A 16632-nucleotide genomic window follows, 5' to 3' on the forward strand; every position below is an offset into this window, starting at 1 on the left:
CCCCCCCCCCCCCCCCCCCCCCCCCCCCCCCCCCCCCCCCCCCCCCCCCCCCCCCCCCCCCCCCCCCCCCCCACGACTCCCCCACGGCCGGTGAGACCGTCCGCATCGGCGTCGTGGGCGCCAGCGACCCCTACTGGGCCACCTACGAGCAGGCCGCCGAGGACGAGGGCATCGACGTCGAGGTCGTCGACTTCGCCGACTACAACCAGCCCAACCCGGCCGTCTCCGAGGGCGAGCTCGACCTCAACCAGTTCCAGCACATCGTCTTCCTCGCCGACTACAACATCGCCAGCGGCGACGACCTGCAGCCCATCGGCGCCACCGCGATCTACCCCCTCGGCCTGCACTCCAAGCAGTACGACGCGGTGGAGGAGATCCCCGACGGCGCGACCGTGGCGGTGCCCAACGACGCCAGCAACCAGGCCCGCGCCCTGGTGCTGCTGCAGTCGGCCGGCCTGATCGAGCTCAAGAGCGGCGGGACCATCTTCTCCGACCTCGCCGACATCGACACCGCGGCCTCCCGCGTGGAGGTCGAGGCGCTCGACGCGGCCCTGACCGCGACCTCGCTCGACGACCTCGCCGGCGCCGTGGTCAACAACGACTTCGTGGAGCGCGCCGGCCTCGACTTCGACGACGCCCTGGCCCAGGACGACCCCGACGACGCCAAGGCGCTGCCCTACGCCAACGTCTTCGCCGCGCAGGCCGACGACCTCGACGACCCGACGTACCAGCGCCTGGTGGAGATCTACCAGGAGACCCAGGCCGTGCAGGAGGGCGTCGTCGAGGTCTCGGGCGGCACCGCCGTCATGCTCGACACCCCCGTCGACGACCTGCGGGCCATCCTGGCCGAGGTCGAGGCCGACACCCGCGACCAGCAGGGCTGACCGCAGCGTGACCGGCACGTCCAGCGCCCCGCTCATCCGCTTGTCGGACGTGAGCCGCACCTTCCCCGCCGCCTCCCGGCGCGGGGCGCCGGTGCACGCCCTCGACCACGTCGACCTCGACGTGGCCGAGGGCGAGGTGCTCGGGGTGGTGGGCTACTCCGGGGCCGGCAAGTCGACCCTGCTGCGCCTGGTCAACGCCCTCGACCGGCCCACGAGCGGCACCGTCACCGTCGCCGGCCGCGAGGTCAGCTCGTTGTCGGAGCGCGCCCTGCGCGAGGTGCGCCGCGACATCGGGATGATCTTCCAGCAGTTCAACCTCTTCTCCTCGCGCACCGTGTGGGGCAACATCGCCTACCCGCTGCAGGTCGCCGGCGTGCCCCGGGAGCAGCACCGGGCACGGATCTCCGAGCTGCTGCACTTCGTCGGCCTCGCCGACAAGGCGCACACCCACGTCGAGCAGCTCTCGGGCGGGCAGAAGCAGCGGGTGGGGATCGCTCGGGCGCTGGCGACCAACCCGCGCATCCTGCTGGCCGACGAGCCGACCAGCGCGCTGGACCCGCAGACCACCAGCGAGGTGCTGGCGCTGCTGCGCCGGGTCAACGAGGAGCTCGGGCTGACCGTCGTGCTGATCACCCACGAGATGGAGGTGGTGCGCTCGCTGGCCCACCGCGTCGCGGTGATGGAGGCCGGGCGCGTCGTCGAGCTCGGCGACACCTACGACGTCTTCGCCTCCCCGCAGCACCCCGCCACCCAGCGCTTCGTCAGCACGCTGGTGGAGAAGGGCCCGCCGCCGCGGGCCCTGGAGGGGCTGCGCGAGCGGCACCCGGGGCGGATGGTCACGCTCTCCTTCCGTGACGAGCACGCCTCGCCCGCCGACGTCTTCGCCGCCTTCATCGAGCGAAGCGTGGCCTTCGAGCTCGTGCACGGCGGGGTCGAGGACGTCCGCGGCCGCACCTTCGGCCACCTGACCCTCACCCTCACCGGTGACGACGCCGCCGTGGCCGGCGCGCTCGCGCACGTCGCCACGCTGGCCGAGGTCACCGAGCCCCCCGCGCGCACCGGGAAGGAGGCGTCCTGATGGACCGCCTGATCGAGCTCGACTCCCTCTTCCTCGAGGCGGCACTGGAGACGCTCTACATCGTCGCCATCACCCTCGGCATCGGTGGCACGGGCGGCCTGCTGCTCGGCACGCTGCTCTACACGACCCGCGCCGGCGGCATCACGCCCAACCGCGTGGTGCACGTCGGCCTCAACCTGGTCGTCAACTTCTTCCGGCCGATCCCCTTCGTCATCTTCATCGCCGCCGCGCAACCCCTGGCGCGCCTGGTCGTCGGCATCGGGATCGGCAACCGGGCGATCATCTTCGCCCTCTCGCTGGCAGCGACCTTCGGCATCAGCCGGATCGTCGAGCAGAACCTCGTCTCGGTCGACCCCGGCGTCATCGAGGCCTCGCGCGCGATGGGCGCCGGTCGGCTGCGCACCATCGCGACCGTGCTGCTGCCCGAGGCGCTGGGGCCGCTCGTCCTGGGCTACACCTTCGTGCTGGTCGCGATCGTCGACATGACCGCGATCGCCGGCGTGGTCGGTGGTGGCGGGCTGGGCGCCTTCGCACTGACCTACGGCTACCGCCAGTTCGACCCGCTGGTGACCTGGGCCGCGGTGCTGGTGATCATCGCCTTCGTCCAGCTGGTCCAGTTCGGCGGCAACCGGCTGGCCCGCAGGGCGATGCGACGCTGAGCGTGCGCGCCGACCCTCAGTCGCGGGCCAGCGAGCGGGTGATGACGGCGTTGGCGGCGCGCTGGAAGCCGGCCACCACCGACTCGAGGGTCAGCCGGCGCAGCTGCGGCAGCGTGCGCTCGATCCGCTCGGCCTCGGCCGGGCTGTGCTCGCCGCTGCGGTACGGCGCCAGCAGGCCGCTGCGCAGGATGTCGGTGAGCTCCTCGGCCAGGGCGGTCATGTGCCGGGTGATCGCGTCGCCGGCGGCGCCCACGCTCTCGGGGGGCACGTCGAGGGCGAGCAGGTCGAGGCCGATCTGCAGGTTGGGCATCACCCGGTAGCGACCACCCTCGACCGGGTCGAGCAGCGCCAGGCGCTCCAGCAGCCCGAGGTCCTCCTCGCCCAGCGAGCGCCCGGCTCGGGCGTCGAGCTCGGTGCGGTCGAGCTCCTCGGGCACCTGCGAGGTCCACGAGGTCAGCATCGCCCGCTGCATCGCAAGCTCCTCGACGCCCGCCTCGGCCGGCACCGAGGCGACGTACCGCTCGATGGCCTGGAGGGTGAAGCCGTGCTCCTGCAGCGCGCGCACCAGCTCGAGCCGGGCGCGGTGCACGCTGTCGTAGTAGGCGACCCGGCCCCGGCGCAGCGGCGGGGGCAGCAGCCCGAGGCTGGCGTAGTAGCGGGTGGTGCGCACCGTGAGCCCGACGGCGGCGGCCAGCTCGTCGACCGTGAGCAGCGCGTCCGCGTCGTCCAGCTGGGTGCTCGCCGTCATGGACCTGACCCTAACGCTTGAAGTGTGACAGTTCTGCTGTCACAGTTCTGCTCGTACGGTCCGCACCCGCGACAGGCACCACACCGGAGGCAACCCCATGGCCCAGCCCACGTCGATCTACACCGAGGAGCACGAGGACTTCCGCGCCATGGCGCGCGCCTTCATGGAGAAGGAGGTCGTGCCCCACCACGACCAGTGGGAGAAGGACGGCCAGGTCAGCCGCGAGGTGTGGCGCAGGGCCGGCGAGGCGGGGCTGCTGTGCTTCGACGTCGACGAGCAGTACGGCGGCATGGGCGTGCGCGACTTCCGCTTCAACGCCATCGTCGCGGAGGAGATCTCCAAGGTCGGCGCCAGCGGGCTGGGCTTCCCCGTGCACACCGACATCATCGTGCCCTACATCTCCTCCCTGGGCACCGAGGAGCAGAAGCAGCGCTGGCTGCCCGGCCTGGTCTCCGGCGAGCTGATCTCCGCGATCGCGATGACCGAGCCCGGCGCCGGCTCCGACCTGCAGGGCATCCGCACCAGCGCCGTCGACAAGGGCGACCACTGGGTGCTCAACGGCTCCAAGACCTTCATCAGCAACGGCATCATGAGCGACGTCGTCATCGTCGTCGCGCGCACCGACCCCGACGCCGGCCACATGGGCTTCAGCCTCCTGGTCGTCGAGGCCGGGATGGCCGGCTTCGAGCGCGGCCGCAACCTCGACAAGATGGGCCTCAAGGCCCAGGACACCGCCGAGCTGTTCTTCGACAACGTCGAGGTGCCCAAGGACAACCTGCTCGGCACCGAGGGCCACGGCTTCATCCACCTGATGGAGAACCTGCCCCAGGAGCGGGTCTCGATCGCCTGCATCGCGCTGGCCGCCTGCGAGCACGTGCTCGACCTGTCGCTGGCCTACGTCAAGGAGCGCGAGGCCTTCGGCAAGCCGATCGGCAAGTTCCAGAACACCCGCTTCACGCTCGCCGAGATGGCCACCGAGGTCTACATCGCGCGCACCTTCGTCAACGACTGCGTCACCAAGCTCAACGCCGGCGAGGTCGACGCCAGCCTGGCCTCGATGGCCAAGTGGTGGACCACCGAGCTGCAGAAGAAGCTGGTCGACCAGGGCGTGCAGCTGCACGGCGGCTACGGCTACATGATGGAGTACCCCATCGCCAAGGCCTACGTCGACAGCCGCATCCAGACGATCTACGGCGGCACCACCGAGATCCAGAAGGAGATCATCGGGCGCGCGCTGGGCATCTAATCTAGGACCGGTCCTCACCCGTCGGTCACCGGCGGTCTCTGGCACGCTGCTGCCATGAAGCGACGTTGGGTCTGGCCGCTGCTGATCGTCCTCGTCTGGGTCTTCGTGGGCGGGCCGCTGGGCTCGTTCGCCGGCCAGCTGGGCAGCGTGCAGGAGAACGACAACGCCGCCTTCCTGCCCGAGACCGCCGAGTCGACCCAGGTCCTGGAGACCCTCACGGGCTTCCAGGAGCAGGAGACCATCCCGGTCACGGTCGTCTTCGAGCGCGACGGCGGCCTCGAGGACGCCGACCAGCAGACGATCGCGGCGTACGCCGAGAAGCTGGGCCAGGTCGACGACGTCGCCGGCGTGCAGGGCCCGGTGCCCTCCGACGACGGCGAGGCCGCCCAGCTGGTCGTGCAGGTGGCCACCACCGACGGCGAGGTGATCATCGAGCGGGTCGAGGCGCTGCGGGCGGTGCTCGACGACCCGCCCGAGGGCCTCGAGGCGCTCGTCGGCGGGCCCGGCGGCATCCTCGCCGACCTGGTCAACGCCTTCGGCGCCATCGACGGCCTGCTGCTCGTGGTGGCCCTGGCGGTCGTGCTGGTGATCCTGGTGGTGGTCTACCGCACCCCGGTGCTCCCGTTCGTCGTGCTGTTCTCGGCCGTGCTCGGGCTGGGCACCGCCTCCGCGGTGATCTACGCGCTGGCCTCGGCCGACCTGCTGGCCCTCAACGGCCAGAGCCAGGGCATCCTCTTCATCCTGGCGATCGGCGCCGCCACCGACTACTCGCTGCTGCTGGTGGCCCGCTTCCGCGAGGAGCTGCGCGACCGGGAGTCGAAGTACGACGCCATGCGGGCCTCGCTTCGCGCGGTCGTCGAGCCGATCGGCGCCTCGGGGGCCACGGTGATCCTGGGCCTGCTGTGCCTGCTGCTCTCCGACCTGGCCAGCCTGCAGGGCCTCGGCCCGGTCGGCGCGCTGGGCATCGCCGCGGCGATGCTGGTCTCGCTGACCTTCCTGCCCGCGGCGCTGGTGCTCCTGGGCCGCCGCGCCTTCTGGCCTCTCGTGCCCGCCTACGGCTCGGAGCACAAGAACACCGAGGGCCTGTGGGGCGCCGTGGCCCGCCTCGTGCGCGACCGCACCGTGGCCGTCGCCGCCGTGACCACCCTGGTGCTGGCCGTCTTCGCCGGCTTCGCCTTCACCCTCGACGAGGACCCCGTCCCCCAGACCGACCTGTTCCTGACCGCCGAGGAGTCGGTCGCCGCGCAGGACGTGCTCGACGCCCACTACGAGGCCGACACCGCGAGCCCGCTGCAGATCGTGGTGCCGACCGACCGGATCGGGGCGGCCGTCGAGGTGCTGCGCGCCGACGAGGGCGTCTCGCAGCAGAGCGAGGGCCCGCAGCCGGCGATCGCGCCGATCCCCGAGGCGGACGACCCGCAGCAGCCGCGCAGCGTCGACGGGGTCTCCATCGTGCTGGCCAACCTGGCCGACGGCAGCGAGACCGAGGCCGCCACCGAGACGGTCCAGCGCCTGCGCGCGGACCTGTCGGAGGTCGACGACGACATCCTGGTCGGCGGCTCCACCGCCACCCTGCTCGACACCCGCGAGACCACCAGCCGCGACCGCGCCGTGGTGATCCCCGCGATCCTGGTGGTGATCTTCGTGGTGCTGGCGCTGCTGCTGCGCTCGCTGGCCGCCGCCGGGCTGCTGATCGTGGCCAACGTGCTCTCGTTCGGCGCGACCATGGGCGTCAGCGCGCTGGTCTTCGAGCACGTCTTCGGCTTCCCCGCCAGCGACCCCTCGACCCTGCTGATCGCCTTCGTCTTCCTGGTCGCGCTGGGCATCGACTACTCGATCTTCCTGATGACGCGGGTGCGCGAGGAGTCGTTGCGCCTGGGCACCCGGCCGGGCATCCTGCGCGGACTCTCGGTCACCGGCGGCGTGATCACCTCGGCCGGCGTGGTGCTGGCCGCCACCTTCGCGGCCCTGGGCGTGGTGCCGATCCTGTTCCTGGCCCAGATCGCCTTCATCGTCGCCTTCGGCGTGCTGCTCGACACCCTGGTGGTGCGCTCGCTGCTGGTGCCCGCGGTCTGCTACCTCGTGGGCCAGCGCACCTGGTGGCCCTCGGCGCTGGCCTCGGGCGGGCAGCACGTGGGCTGAGCCGTCCCGGCGGGTGGCCCGCCCCGCCGACGCGGCCAGGCCGTCGTTAATCTGAGGTGATGAACGCCGCGCCCACGCCCCAGCAGGTACGCCGCGCGCTCGCCCGGGCCGAGCGCGGCGCGGCTCTCGACGTGGCCGAGGCCGAGGCGCTGCTGGCCGCGACCGGCGCCGACCTCGACCGCCTGTGCGCCGCGGCCGCGCAGGTGCGTGACGCAGGGCTCGTGGCCGCGGGCCGACCCGGCGTGGTCACCTACTCGCCCAAGGTCTTCATCCCGGTCACGCGGCTGTGCCGCGACCGCTGCCACTACTGCACCTTCGTCGAGACCCCGGGGCAGGCGGCCCGCGAGGGCCGGGCGCCGTACCTGTCCCCCGACGAGATCCTCGACATCGCCCGCCAGGGCGCCGAGCTCGGCTGCCTCGAGGCGCTCTTCACCCTCGGCGACCGCCCCGAGGACCGCTGGCCCGAGGCCCAGGAGTGGCTCGACGAGCAGGGCTACGACTCCACGCTGGCCTACGTGCGCGCGATGGCGGTGCGGGTGCTGGAGGAGACCGGGCTGCTGCCGCACCTCAACCCCGGGGTGATGACCTGGGAGGAGATGAACCGCCTCAAGCCGGTCTCGCCGTCGATGGGCATGATGCTCGAGACCACCTCGCGGCGGCTCTTCGAGACCAGGGGCGAGGCCCACTACGGCTCCCCCGACAAGGACCCCGCCGTGCGGCTGCGGGTGCTCGAGGACGCCGGGCGGCTCTCGATCCCCTTCACCACCGGCCTGCTGGTCGGCATCGGCGAGACGCTGACCGAGCGCGCCGAGACGATCTTCGCGCTGCGCAAGGTGATGAAGGCCTACGGCTCCCTGCACGAGATCATCGTGCAGAACTTCCGGGCCAAGCCCGACACCGCGATGCGGCACAGCGACGACCTCGACCTCGACGAGTACCGCGCCGCACTGGCGGTCACCCGCCTGGTCCTCGGGCCGCGCGCCCGGGTGCAGGCGCCGCCCAACCTCGTCGACGCCGAGGAGTGCCAGGCGCTGCTCGCCGCCGGCGTCGACGACTGGGGCGGCGTCTCGCCGCTGACCCCCGACCACGTCAACCCCGAGCGGCCCTGGCCCTCGGTCGAGCGGCTGCGCGAGATCAGCGGCGCCGCCGGGTTCCGGCTCGCGCCCCGGCTCACCCTGCAGCCCGAGTACGTCCGCGCCGCGCTCCACGACGGTGCGCCGTGGCTCGACCCGCGGGTGGCCGGCCACGTCGCGGCGCTCGCGGCCCCCGACGGCCTGGCCCGCGACGGCGTACGACCTGTGGGCCGGGCGTGGCAGGAGCCCGACGGCGGCTTCGAGTCCAGCGGCCGCACCGACCTGCACGAGGCCGTCGACACCGAGGGCCGCACCGACGACCGGCGCTCCGACTTCAGCGAGGTCTACGGCGACTGGGACTCGGTGCGCGACGCGGCCGCCGGCACCTCGACCTCCTCGAGCACGTCGCCGGTGGGCGCGCCCGCGGTGCTGCACGCCGAGGGCCGCGAGGCGCTGGCCGCTGCCGAGGCCGACCCGGGCGGGCTCTCCGAGGAGCACGCGCTGAGGCTGATGACCGCCGAGGGCGCGCTGCTCGACGAGGTGTGCCGCCTCGCCGACGACCTGCGCCGCGAGGTGGTCGGCGACGACGTCACCTACGTCGTCAACCGCAACATCAACTTCACCAACGTCTGCTACGTCGGGTGCCGCTTCTGCGCGTTCGCCCAGCGCAAGAGCGACGCCGACGCCTACTCGCTCTCCCTCGACGAGGTCGCCGACCGCGCGGCCGAGGCGTGGGACCTCGGCGCGACCGAGGTGTGCATGCAGGGCGGCATCGACCCCGAGCTGCCGGCGACGGCGTACTTCGACCTGGCGGCGGCGGTCAAGAAGCGCGTGCCCGAGATGCACGTGCACGCCTTCTCCCCCATGGAGGTCGTCAACGGCACCGCCCGCACCGGGCTCTCCATCGAGGACTTCCTGATCAAGGCCCGCGAGGCGGGGCTCGGGTCGCTGCCCGGCACCGCCGCGGAGATCCTCGACGACGAGGTGCGCTGGGTCCTGACGAAGGGCAAGCTGCCCACCAGCACCTGGGTCGAGATCGTCTCCACCGCGCACCGCGTGGGGCTGCCGACGACCAGCACGATGATGTACGGCCACGTCGACCACCCGCGGCACTGGGTGGGCCACCTGCGGGTGCTCGCCGGCATCCAGGACCGGGCCCGCGAGGCCGGGGCCGGCGGGTTCACCGAGTTCGTGCCGCTGCCGTTCGTGCACACGTCCTCGCCGATATACCTGGCCGGCGTCGCGCGGCCCGGTCCCACCCACCGCGACAACCTCGCGGTGCACGCGATGGCGCGCATCCTGCTGCACGGGCGCATCGACAACATCCAGACCTCGTGGGTCAAGCTCGGGGTCGAGGGCACCCAGGCCATGCTCCGCGCCGGCGCCAACGACCTGGGCGGCACCCTGATGGAGGAGACCATCAGCCGGATGGCCGGCTCCGAGCACGGCTCGGCCAAGACGGTCGAGGAGCTGCGCGAGATGGGCGCCGGCATCGGCCGCCCCGTCCACGAGCGCACCACCCTCTACGGGACCCGCTGACGAGCAGTCACCTTCGCACCACCCACCAGTCAGTCCTGCACCACCGAGGCGTCAGCGCCGCACCCGGGTGGGTGCAGAACTGACGCCTCGATGGTGCGAATGTGACTGGTCGGGCGCTAACCGCGCCCGCTCGAGGAGCGGGCTCGACGCGAGACCGAGTCGATGGCGACGGCGAGCAGCAGCACCGCACCGGTGACGATGAAGCGCACCGAGGAGTCGACGTTCATCAGGTTCAACCCGCTCTGGATCGACTGCAGCACGATGATGCCGAGCAGCGCCGAGTACGCCGACCCGCGCCCGCCGAAGAGGCTGGTCCCGCCGATGACCGCTGCGGCGATGGCCGTCAGGTTGGTGTCGGTGGTGCCGCTGCTCTGCGAGACGGAGGTCAGCTGTCCGGCCAGCAGGATGCCGCCCAGTGCCGCGAACGACGAGGTCAGGGCGAAGACCGAGACGTAGACCCGGGTCACCTTGATGCCCGAGCGGCGTGCCGCCTCCTCGTTGCCGCCGGTGGCGAAGACGTGGCGTCCCCACCGGGTGCGGCGCAGCGCGAAGTCCATCACGACCACCAGGAAGGCGAAGAGCACCGGCAGGTAGCTCCACCCCCGGTCGATGCCCAGGTAGTAGGTCAGGTAGCCCAGGCCGAGGCCGAGCAACGCGGCCTTGACCGCGACGCCGACCGGGCTGCCCGGGGTCAGGCCGGCCGCCTTGCGCCGACGGATGTCGAGCAGCTTGGAGCCCACGTAGACCAGCACCACGAGCGCGACCAGCCCGTAGGCCTGGGCATCGGTCAGGAAGCGGTCCCGGGCGAACTCTCGCAACCCGGAGTCCTGCGGCAGCACGATGGTGCCCTGGTCGCCGAGCACGTAGAGCAGCGCTCCCTGGAAGGCCAGCAGGCCGGCCAGCGAGAACACGAAGCTCGGCACGCCGACCTTGACGTACAAGAACGCGTAGAGGCACCCGATGGCCAGGCCGACGCCGACGCCCGCGAGCATCGCCACGACCAGCGACAGGCCCTCGTTGACGACGAGCACCGCCATGGTCGCCGCCGCGAAGCCCGACACCGAGCCGACCGACAGGTCGATCTCGCCGAGCAGCAGCACCAGCACGATGCCGAGCGCGATCACCCCGGTGGGGGCCGCGAACTGGGTGATCGAGACCAGGTTGCGGCTCGAGAGGAACGTCGGCTCGTTGAGCTGGAACACCAGGCAGATGACGATCAGGCCGAAGACGACCGGCAGCATGCCGAGCTCGCCGCCCTTGAGGCGGGCCCAGGTGGAGTGCAGGTAGCCCTGCAGCCCCTGGTGCCGGATCAACCGTTCGTCGGCCGCGTCGGCCGCCACGACGGACCCGGTCGCGTCTTCGGTGCGCTTGTCGAGGGTCTCACTCATCGCCGGCCTCCGCGTGGGTCTGCGCGCCGGTGCGCTGGGCGCGGGCCGTCACGACGTTGTCGGAGGCGCCGGTGATCGCCGCCACCAGCTCCTCGGTCGAGACGTCCTCGGTGCGGAACTCCGCCGCGTTCCGCCCCAGGCGCAGGACGACGATGCGGTCGGCGACCGCCTGGACGTCGGCCATGTTGTGGCTGATCAGGATGACCCCGAGACCCGTCTCGCGCAGCCGTTCGACGAGGTTGAGCACCTCCGCGGTCTGGGCGACGCCCAGCGCGGCGGTGGGCTCGTCGAGCATCACCACCTGCGGCTTGCCGACCAGGGACCGCGCGATCGCGACCGTCTGGCGCTGACCGCCCGAGAGGGCGGCGATGGGGATCCGCACCGAGGGGATCTTGGCGGACAGGGTGCGCAGCAGCCGCCACGACTCCTTCTCCATCTCGATCTCGTCGAGCACCGGACCGGTGGTCCGCTCCTGGCCCAGGAACAGGTTGGCCACGACGTCGAGGTTGTCGCACAGCGCCAGGTCCTGGAAGACGGTCGCGATGCCGAGGGCCTGGGCGTCCTTGGGACCGCCCACGGTGACCTTGCGTCCGGCGAAGGTGATGTCCCCGCCGTCGGGCTGGTAGACCCCGGCGATCACCTTGACCAGCGTGGACTTGCCGGCGCCGTTGTCGCCGACCAGGGCCACCACCTCCCCGGCAGCCACCTCCAGCGAGACGTCGGTGAGAGCCTGGACGGCACCGAACCGCTTGTTGATGCCGGTGAGGGACAGGACGTGGGTGTCCCTCACCGGTCGCGTCGTCGTGGTGGTCATCAGGAGATGCCAGCCTCCTGGCAGACCTTCGCGTAGTCCCCGGTGCAGATGTCGGAGGCGTCGTAGAAGCCGTCCGCGATGACCGTGTCGGCGACGTTGTCCTGGGTCACCGCGATCGGGTCGAAGATGTAGGAGGTGACGCCGTTGTAGTCGCTCTGGGTGACCCCGGTGTCGGTGGTCTCACCCACCTCCTCGCCCGTGGCCAGCTCGACGGCCACCTCGGCCGCGGTCTCGGCCTCGATCGGGATCGGCTTGTAGATGGTCAGCGCCTGCTCACCGGCGAGGATGCGCTGGATCGCAGCGATCTCCGCGTCCTGGCCGGTGATCGGGGGCAGCGAGTCCCGCGAGACGCCGGCGCCGGTCAGGGCCGCCACGACACCGCCCGCCTGGCCGTCGTTGGCGGCGTACACGCCGTTGATCTCGGCGGGCTTGTACTTGCTGAGCTGGTCGCTGGTCCACTGCTGGGCGTTCTCGGGGCTCCAGTCGGGGTTGTCGTACTCCTCGAGGATCGTCACCCCGCTGGAGTCGATGACGCTGTGGGCACCCGCCTTGAACTGTGCGGCGTTGGGGTCGCTGGGCGCACCGTTGAGCATCAGGATGCTGCCCTGGTCGTCCATCGCCTCGATGAGCGCCTCGCCCTGCATCTGGCCGACGGTCTCGTTGTCGAAGGACATGTAGTAGTCGGCGCCGTCGATGAAGCGGTCGTAGGCGATGACCGGCACGTCCTGGCCCTGGGCCTCGGCGACCATCCCGGTCGCGCCCGCGCCGTTGACCGGGTCGAGCACCACGACGTCGGCGCCGGCGGTCAGGGCACTGGTCAGCTGCTGGGCCTGCTTCTGCTCGTCCTGGTCGGCGTTGAAGTAGTCGACCTCGCACTCGCTGCACAGCTCGGCGACCTTCGCCTCGAAGAGCGGCTTGTCGAACGCCTCGTAGCGCGTCGTCTTGGACTCGGGCAGCAGGAGCGCGATCGTGCCGCCGGCGGAGCTCGAGGAGCCGTCGTCGGAGCCGGAGGTCTGGGCGTCGTTGGCGCCGCAGGCGGACAGGCCGGCACCACCGATGACGATGGCGGTCGCGAGCGCCGCGACGCGGGGCAGGGATGTGAACACGGGAGTCTCCTCGAGCTGATGGGGCCGGACGGCCACGACGGTCTGGGACGAGTGTCAGGCGTCACACTCTTGTCGTCAAGATCTGAACGCAAATCGCCTGATCGCCTCCAGAAATCCGTCATTGCCATCACGTCGTGCCGACAACTCCTTGACCGCACGATGCGGTGTGCGTCACAGTTCGCACCATGAGCTCCGCCCCCGGGTCCACCGCAGCACTGCGCACCGCCAACCAACGCCGCGTGCTCGCAGTGCTGCGCGGACGCCCCCTGGAGCACCCCGAGGAGGGCCCGGACCGCGACGCCGACAGCTTCACCCAGGCCGAGCTGGCGAGGGCGACGGGACTCGCCCCGGCCACGATCTCCAACATCGTGCGAGACCTCGGCGCAGCAGGACTCCTGGAGTCCGACCCCGGCAGCGGGCGCCGCGGGTCGTCGGTGCGGATCGGTCCCGGCGCCGGCCACGTGCTGGGCATCGACTTCGGCCACAGCCACGTCGCCGTCACCCTGGCCGACACCATGGGCCGCCCGCTCGGCGAGACCCGCCGCAAGATGGCCGCCGGGCTCGACCACGCCAGCGCACTCGACCAGGCGCGCCGGATGGCGCTGGAGCTGGCCGACGAGCTGGGCCTGCCCCACCCGGAGGGACGGCTGCCCGGGAGCCTGCACCACGTGGGGCTCGGGCTGCCCGCCCCCGTCACCGACGACACCATCAGCTCCTCGGAGATCTTCCCGGGGTGGGAGGGCGTCGACGCCCGCCGAGCCGCCGAGCAGCACCTCGGCGTGCCGGTGTCCATCGAGAACGACGCCAACCTGGGCGCCCTGGCCGAGCACCGCCGCGGCGTGGCGCGCGGCCACCGCAGCTCGGTCTTCATCAAGATCTCCTCCGGCGCCGGCGCCGGCATCATCATCGACGGGCAGGTCTTCCGCGGCGCGCGGGGCACCGCCGGCGAGATCGGGCACCTGACGCTCGACGAGCAGGGGCCCGTCTGCCGGTGCGGCAGCCGTGGCTGCCTCGAGGCGTACACCTCGGTCGAGACCGTGCAGGCCCTCATGGCCGCGCAGCTGCCCGAGGCCACGCTCGACGACATCATCGAGGCCGCCACGTCGGGCTCCGTCGCTGCTCGTCGAGTCTTCGAGGACTCCGGGCTGCACCTGGGATGGGGCCTCGCCAGCGTCGTCAACCTGATCAACCCCGACGTGGTCGTGGTGGGTGGCGACATGGCCCGTGCCGGCGAGCTGCTGCTCGAGTCGGCCCGGCTCGGCCTGCGCCGCCACGCGCTCAGCGCCGTCGCACAGACCCCCGTGCTGGCCAGCGAACTGGGCGAGCGAGCGAGCCTGCTCGGCGCCGCGCTGCTCGCCGCGGACCGCACCGAGCTGGTCGGCGGGGGGGCCGTCACGGCCCCCGGGTCACCCCGAGGGGCCTGAGCGGCCCCGGCACGGGCGTTGCACGATGGGGCGCATGGCCGTCACCTGGACCAACGCCCTGCTCGCCGCCGGTTCCGCGCTCGCGGGGGCCCTGGCCGTCGTCGTGCTCACGCACCTGGTCGTGCGCCTCCTGGCCCGCCGCTGGCCGCCCGCCTCGCGCCTGGCGCACTCGGCGCGGCGGCCGTTCCGGGCCCTGGTCGTGCTGCTCGCACTGAGCGGCTGGGTCGCCGGGGTCCGCCCAGACCCGTCCTCCGACTGGGCGACCTGGTGGGACGCCGCGGCCCTGGCCCTGCGCGTCCTGGCGATCGGCGCGGGCGGGTGGCTGCTGACCGCCGTGCTGCTCTTCGTCGAGGACCTGACGCTGGGCCGCACCCGCACCGACGTGCGGGACAACCGGCTGGCCCGACGGGTGCGCACCCAGGTGCTGCTGGTGCGCCGGCTCACGATCGCGCTGGTGACCATCGTGACCATCGGCGCGATCCTCTTCTCCTTCCCCGCCGTGCGCACCATCGGGGCCAGCGTGCTCGCCTCGGCCGGCCTGATCTCGGTCGTCGCGGCCCTCGCGGCGCAGTCGATGCTCGCCAACGTCTTCGCGGGCATGCAGCTGGCCTTCAACGACGCCGTGAAGGTCGACGACGCCGTCATCGTCGAGGGAGAGTGGGGCACCATCGAGGAGATCACCCTGAGCTACGTCGTGGTGCGGATCTGGGACGAGCGCCGGATGATCCTGCCCTCGACGTACTTCACCACCACGCCCTTCCAGAACTGGACGCGCAAGAACTCCGAGCTGATGGGCTCGGTCGAGCTCGACCTCGACTGGCGCACCGGGGTCGACGCGCTGCGCGAGCACCTGCCCTCGGTGATGGAACGCGCCGGCGAGATGTGGGACGGCCGCGTCTCGCACGTGCAGGTCACCGACGCCGTGGGCGGCTGGGTGCGGGTGCGCGTCCTGGTCACGTCGTACGACGCTCCCACGCTCTACGACCTGCGCTGCCACGTGCGCGAGGAGCTGGTGCGCTGGGTGCGCGAGCAGCACACGGAGGCGCTGCCGGTGCGGCGGCTGCTGCTCGACGGGCAGTGAGCCGCCGCGGCGCCGAACGGGTGGGACGACCGGCCGCGCCGCGTGGCTACGGTGGAGCCATGAGCACCGGACCGAACGAACAGGACGACACCTACGGCGACTACTCCGTCGAGGAGAGCGACCAGCTGACCGGCGAGGACACCCTCGCCGACGGCGACGTGGAGGACCAGCTCGACCGCGGCTACTCGCCGCCCGAGAAGTACTCCCCCGGTCAGGGCTTCGGCAACACGCCCTACGAGGAGGCGAGCGGCGAGTCGCTCGACCAGCGGGTGGCCCAGGAGGTCCCCGAGCCCGACCCGTACGCCGAAGCGGAGGCCGAGGCCGATCGCGAGCAGGTCGCCGGCGAGGTCGGCGACGAGCGCGCCGGGCGCCTCGTGGACCCCGACGAGGGCCTCGGCGAGGACCTGGAGAAGGACCTGGTCGGCGACGACGTCGGCATCGACGGCGCGGCCGCCTCGGCCGAGGAGGCCGCGGTGCACGTCGTCCCCGACGACCCGGCCGACGCCTGACGCACGACCGCGGGTGGGCATAGGGTCCCGGGCATGAGCGAGCAGCCGTCCCGGGCCCTGCACCACCTCGACCTGTGGGTCGGCGACCTCGAGCGCGCCGTCGACGAGTGGGGCTGGCTCCTCGGCGAGCTGGGCTGGGAGATCGACCTCCCGGGCACGTCGTGGTGCCACCCCGACGGCACCTACCTCTTCGTCGAGCACTCCCCCGACCAGCACGACGCGGCGTACGACCGGATGCGGGCGGGGGTCAACCACCTCGCGCTGTGCACCGACTCGCGCGCCCTGCTCGACCGGATCCGGGCGGAGTCGACCGCTCACGGGTGGCACGAGATGTAGGCCGACCGCTACCCGCACGCCGGCGGCGAGCAGCACACCGCGCTCTACGTCGAGAGCTCGGAGGGCTTCGAGGTCGAGGTCGTCCTGATGGACTGAGTCCCGCCTGCGCCGGGCGGCGCGGAGGAGAAATTGAAAGAACCGCCGGAGTCTCGGGTCTCCGGCGGTTCTGTTGAAGAATGTACAACGTCGCGGGAGCCCTCACCAGTAAAACCTGGGATTCGTGACCGCCCTCACGTCTTTTTACCCAGGGCGCGGGAGGAACGGCCCCGGACCACCGGGGTGGCCCACCCCGGGCCGCGGGCGGACTACGGTGAGCCACATGAGCACCACGCAGCCCACCCCGGGTGACGAGCCGACCCAGCCCAGCACCGAGCCGACGACCGAGCCGACCACCGGGCCTACCGGCAGGAAGGCCGGCGACGACCCGCTGCGCGGCTCGCGCACCAGCGGCCTCTACGCAGCCGTGGTCGGGCTGGGCGTGCTCCTGGTGCTGCTGATCATCTTCATCGCCCAGAACACCGACACCACGACCGTGCGGTTCCTCTCCTTCGAGGGCGAGACCCCCGTGGCGGTGGCGATGAGCATCGCCACCGCCCGCAGCCAGC

General features: G+C 72.1%; 14 protein-coding genes and 1 pseudogene. 11 read left to right on the forward strand and 4 right to left on the reverse strand.

The window, feature by feature from the left end; translation table 11 throughout:
- Positions 1-113 precede the first annotated feature (113 nt).
- From ABKW28_RS20810 to ABKW28_RS20820, 3 genes are read left to right on the forward strand one after another with little or no spacing between them, the layout of a single operon-like run.
- Positions 114-884, forward strand: coding sequence for a MetQ/NlpA family ABC transporter substrate-binding protein (locus ABKW28_RS20810; RefSeq protein ID WP_348612933.1), 771 nt, complete (start codon positions 114-116; stop codon positions 882-884).
- Between the two features lie 49 nt (positions 885-933).
- On the forward strand, positions 934-1962 hold the full coding sequence (locus ABKW28_RS20815; RefSeq protein ID WP_348612935.1) for a methionine ABC transporter ATP-binding protein: 1029 nt from the start codon (positions 934-936) through the stop codon (positions 1960-1962).
- A complete protein-coding gene (locus tag ABKW28_RS20820; protein ID WP_341231010.1) occupies positions 1962-2621 on the forward strand; it encodes an ABC transporter permease subunit in 660 nt (219 codons plus the stop codon). The genes ABKW28_RS20815 and ABKW28_RS20820 overlap by 1 nt, the downstream gene beginning before the upstream one ends.
- A gap of 16 nt (positions 2622-2637) precedes the next feature.
- Here the strand turns inward: ABKW28_RS20820 and ABKW28_RS20825 are convergent, their stop codons facing one another.
- Positions 2638-3369 (reverse strand): MerR family transcriptional regulator, encoded by a 732-nt coding sequence (locus tag ABKW28_RS20825; RefSeq protein ID WP_204797254.1) that lies wholly within the window; start codon positions 3367-3369, stop codon positions 2638-2640.
- A 97-nt stretch (positions 3370-3466) separates the two neighbouring features.
- Between ABKW28_RS20825 and ABKW28_RS20830 the strand changes: the two genes are divergently transcribed.
- Genes ABKW28_RS20830 through ABKW28_RS20840 form a run of 3 tightly spaced genes read left to right on the forward strand, consistent with a single transcriptional unit; the run spans position 3467 to position 9369 of the window.
- Positions 3467-4615: an acyl-CoA dehydrogenase family protein gene (locus ABKW28_RS20830; RefSeq protein WP_193667001.1), complete on the forward strand. Its 1149-nt coding sequence runs from the start codon at positions 3467-3469 to the stop codon at positions 4613-4615.
- 54 nt (positions 4616-4669) lie between these two features.
- Positions 4670-6757 (forward strand): MMPL family transporter, encoded by a 2088-nt coding sequence (locus ABKW28_RS20835; protein ID WP_348612937.1) that lies wholly within the window; start codon positions 4670-4672, stop codon positions 6755-6757.
- A 59-nt stretch (positions 6758-6816) separates the two neighbouring features.
- Positions 6817-9369, forward strand: coding sequence for a bifunctional FO biosynthesis protein CofGH (locus ABKW28_RS20840; RefSeq protein ID WP_348612939.1), 2553 nt, complete (start codon positions 6817-6819; stop codon positions 9367-9369).
- A 116-nt stretch (positions 9370-9485) separates the two neighbouring features.
- On the opposite strand, the gene ABKW28_RS20845 is transcribed toward ABKW28_RS20840, so the two are convergent.
- From ABKW28_RS20845 to ABKW28_RS20855, 3 genes are read right to left on the reverse strand one after another with little or no spacing between them, the layout of a single operon-like run.
- Entirely contained in the window at positions 9486-10757 is a 1272-nt protein-coding gene (locus ABKW28_RS20845; protein ID WP_193666998.1) for a sugar ABC transporter permease, read from the reverse strand.
- The gene (locus ABKW28_RS20850) at positions 10750-11571 is read right to left on the reverse strand and encodes an ATP-binding cassette domain-containing protein (protein WP_193666997.1); all 822 of its coding nucleotides are present in this window, start codon (positions 11569-11571) and stop codon (positions 10750-10752) included. The genes ABKW28_RS20845 and ABKW28_RS20850 overlap by 8 nt, the downstream gene beginning before the upstream one ends.
- Complete coding sequence (locus ABKW28_RS20855; RefSeq protein WP_193666996.1) at positions 11571-12677, reverse strand: substrate-binding domain-containing protein; 1107 nt, start codon at positions 12675-12677, stop codon at positions 11571-11573. Before ABKW28_RS20855 ends, ABKW28_RS20850 begins: the two co-directional genes overlap by 1 nt.
- A 185-nt stretch (positions 12678-12862) precedes the next feature.
- Between ABKW28_RS20855 and ABKW28_RS20860 the strand changes: the two genes are divergently transcribed.
- The 5 genes and pseudogenes from ABKW28_RS20860 to ABKW28_RS20880 form a co-directional block, all read left to right on the forward strand.
- Positions 12863-14101, forward strand: a complete 1239-nt coding sequence (locus ABKW28_RS20860; RefSeq protein WP_193666995.1) for an ROK family transcriptional regulator — start codon at positions 12863-12865, stop codon at positions 14099-14101.
- Positions 14102-14135: 34 nt separating this feature from the next.
- Entirely contained in the window at positions 14136-15182 is a 1047-nt protein-coding gene (locus tag ABKW28_RS20865; protein ID WP_193666994.1) for a mechanosensitive ion channel domain-containing protein, read from the forward strand.
- Positions 15183-15241: 59 nt separating this feature from the next.
- Entirely contained in the window at positions 15242-15691 is a 450-nt protein-coding gene (locus ABKW28_RS20870) for a DUF5709 domain-containing protein (protein WP_193666993.1), read from the forward strand.
- A gap of 33 nt (positions 15692-15724) precedes the next feature.
- Positions 15725-16027: a VOC family protein gene (locus tag ABKW28_RS20875; RefSeq protein ID WP_348612941.1), complete on the forward strand. Its 303-nt coding sequence runs from the start codon at positions 15725-15727 to the stop codon at positions 16025-16027.
- A gap of 319 nt (positions 16028-16346) precedes the next feature.
- Positions 16347-16632: pseudogene (locus ABKW28_RS20880) on the forward strand (hypothetical protein); the annotation flags it as partial.

This window comes from Nocardioides sp. 31GB23 (assembly GCF_040012395.1).
Taxonomy (GTDB): Bacteria; Actinomycetota; Actinomycetes; order Propionibacteriales; family Nocardioidaceae; genus Nocardioides; species Nocardioides salarius.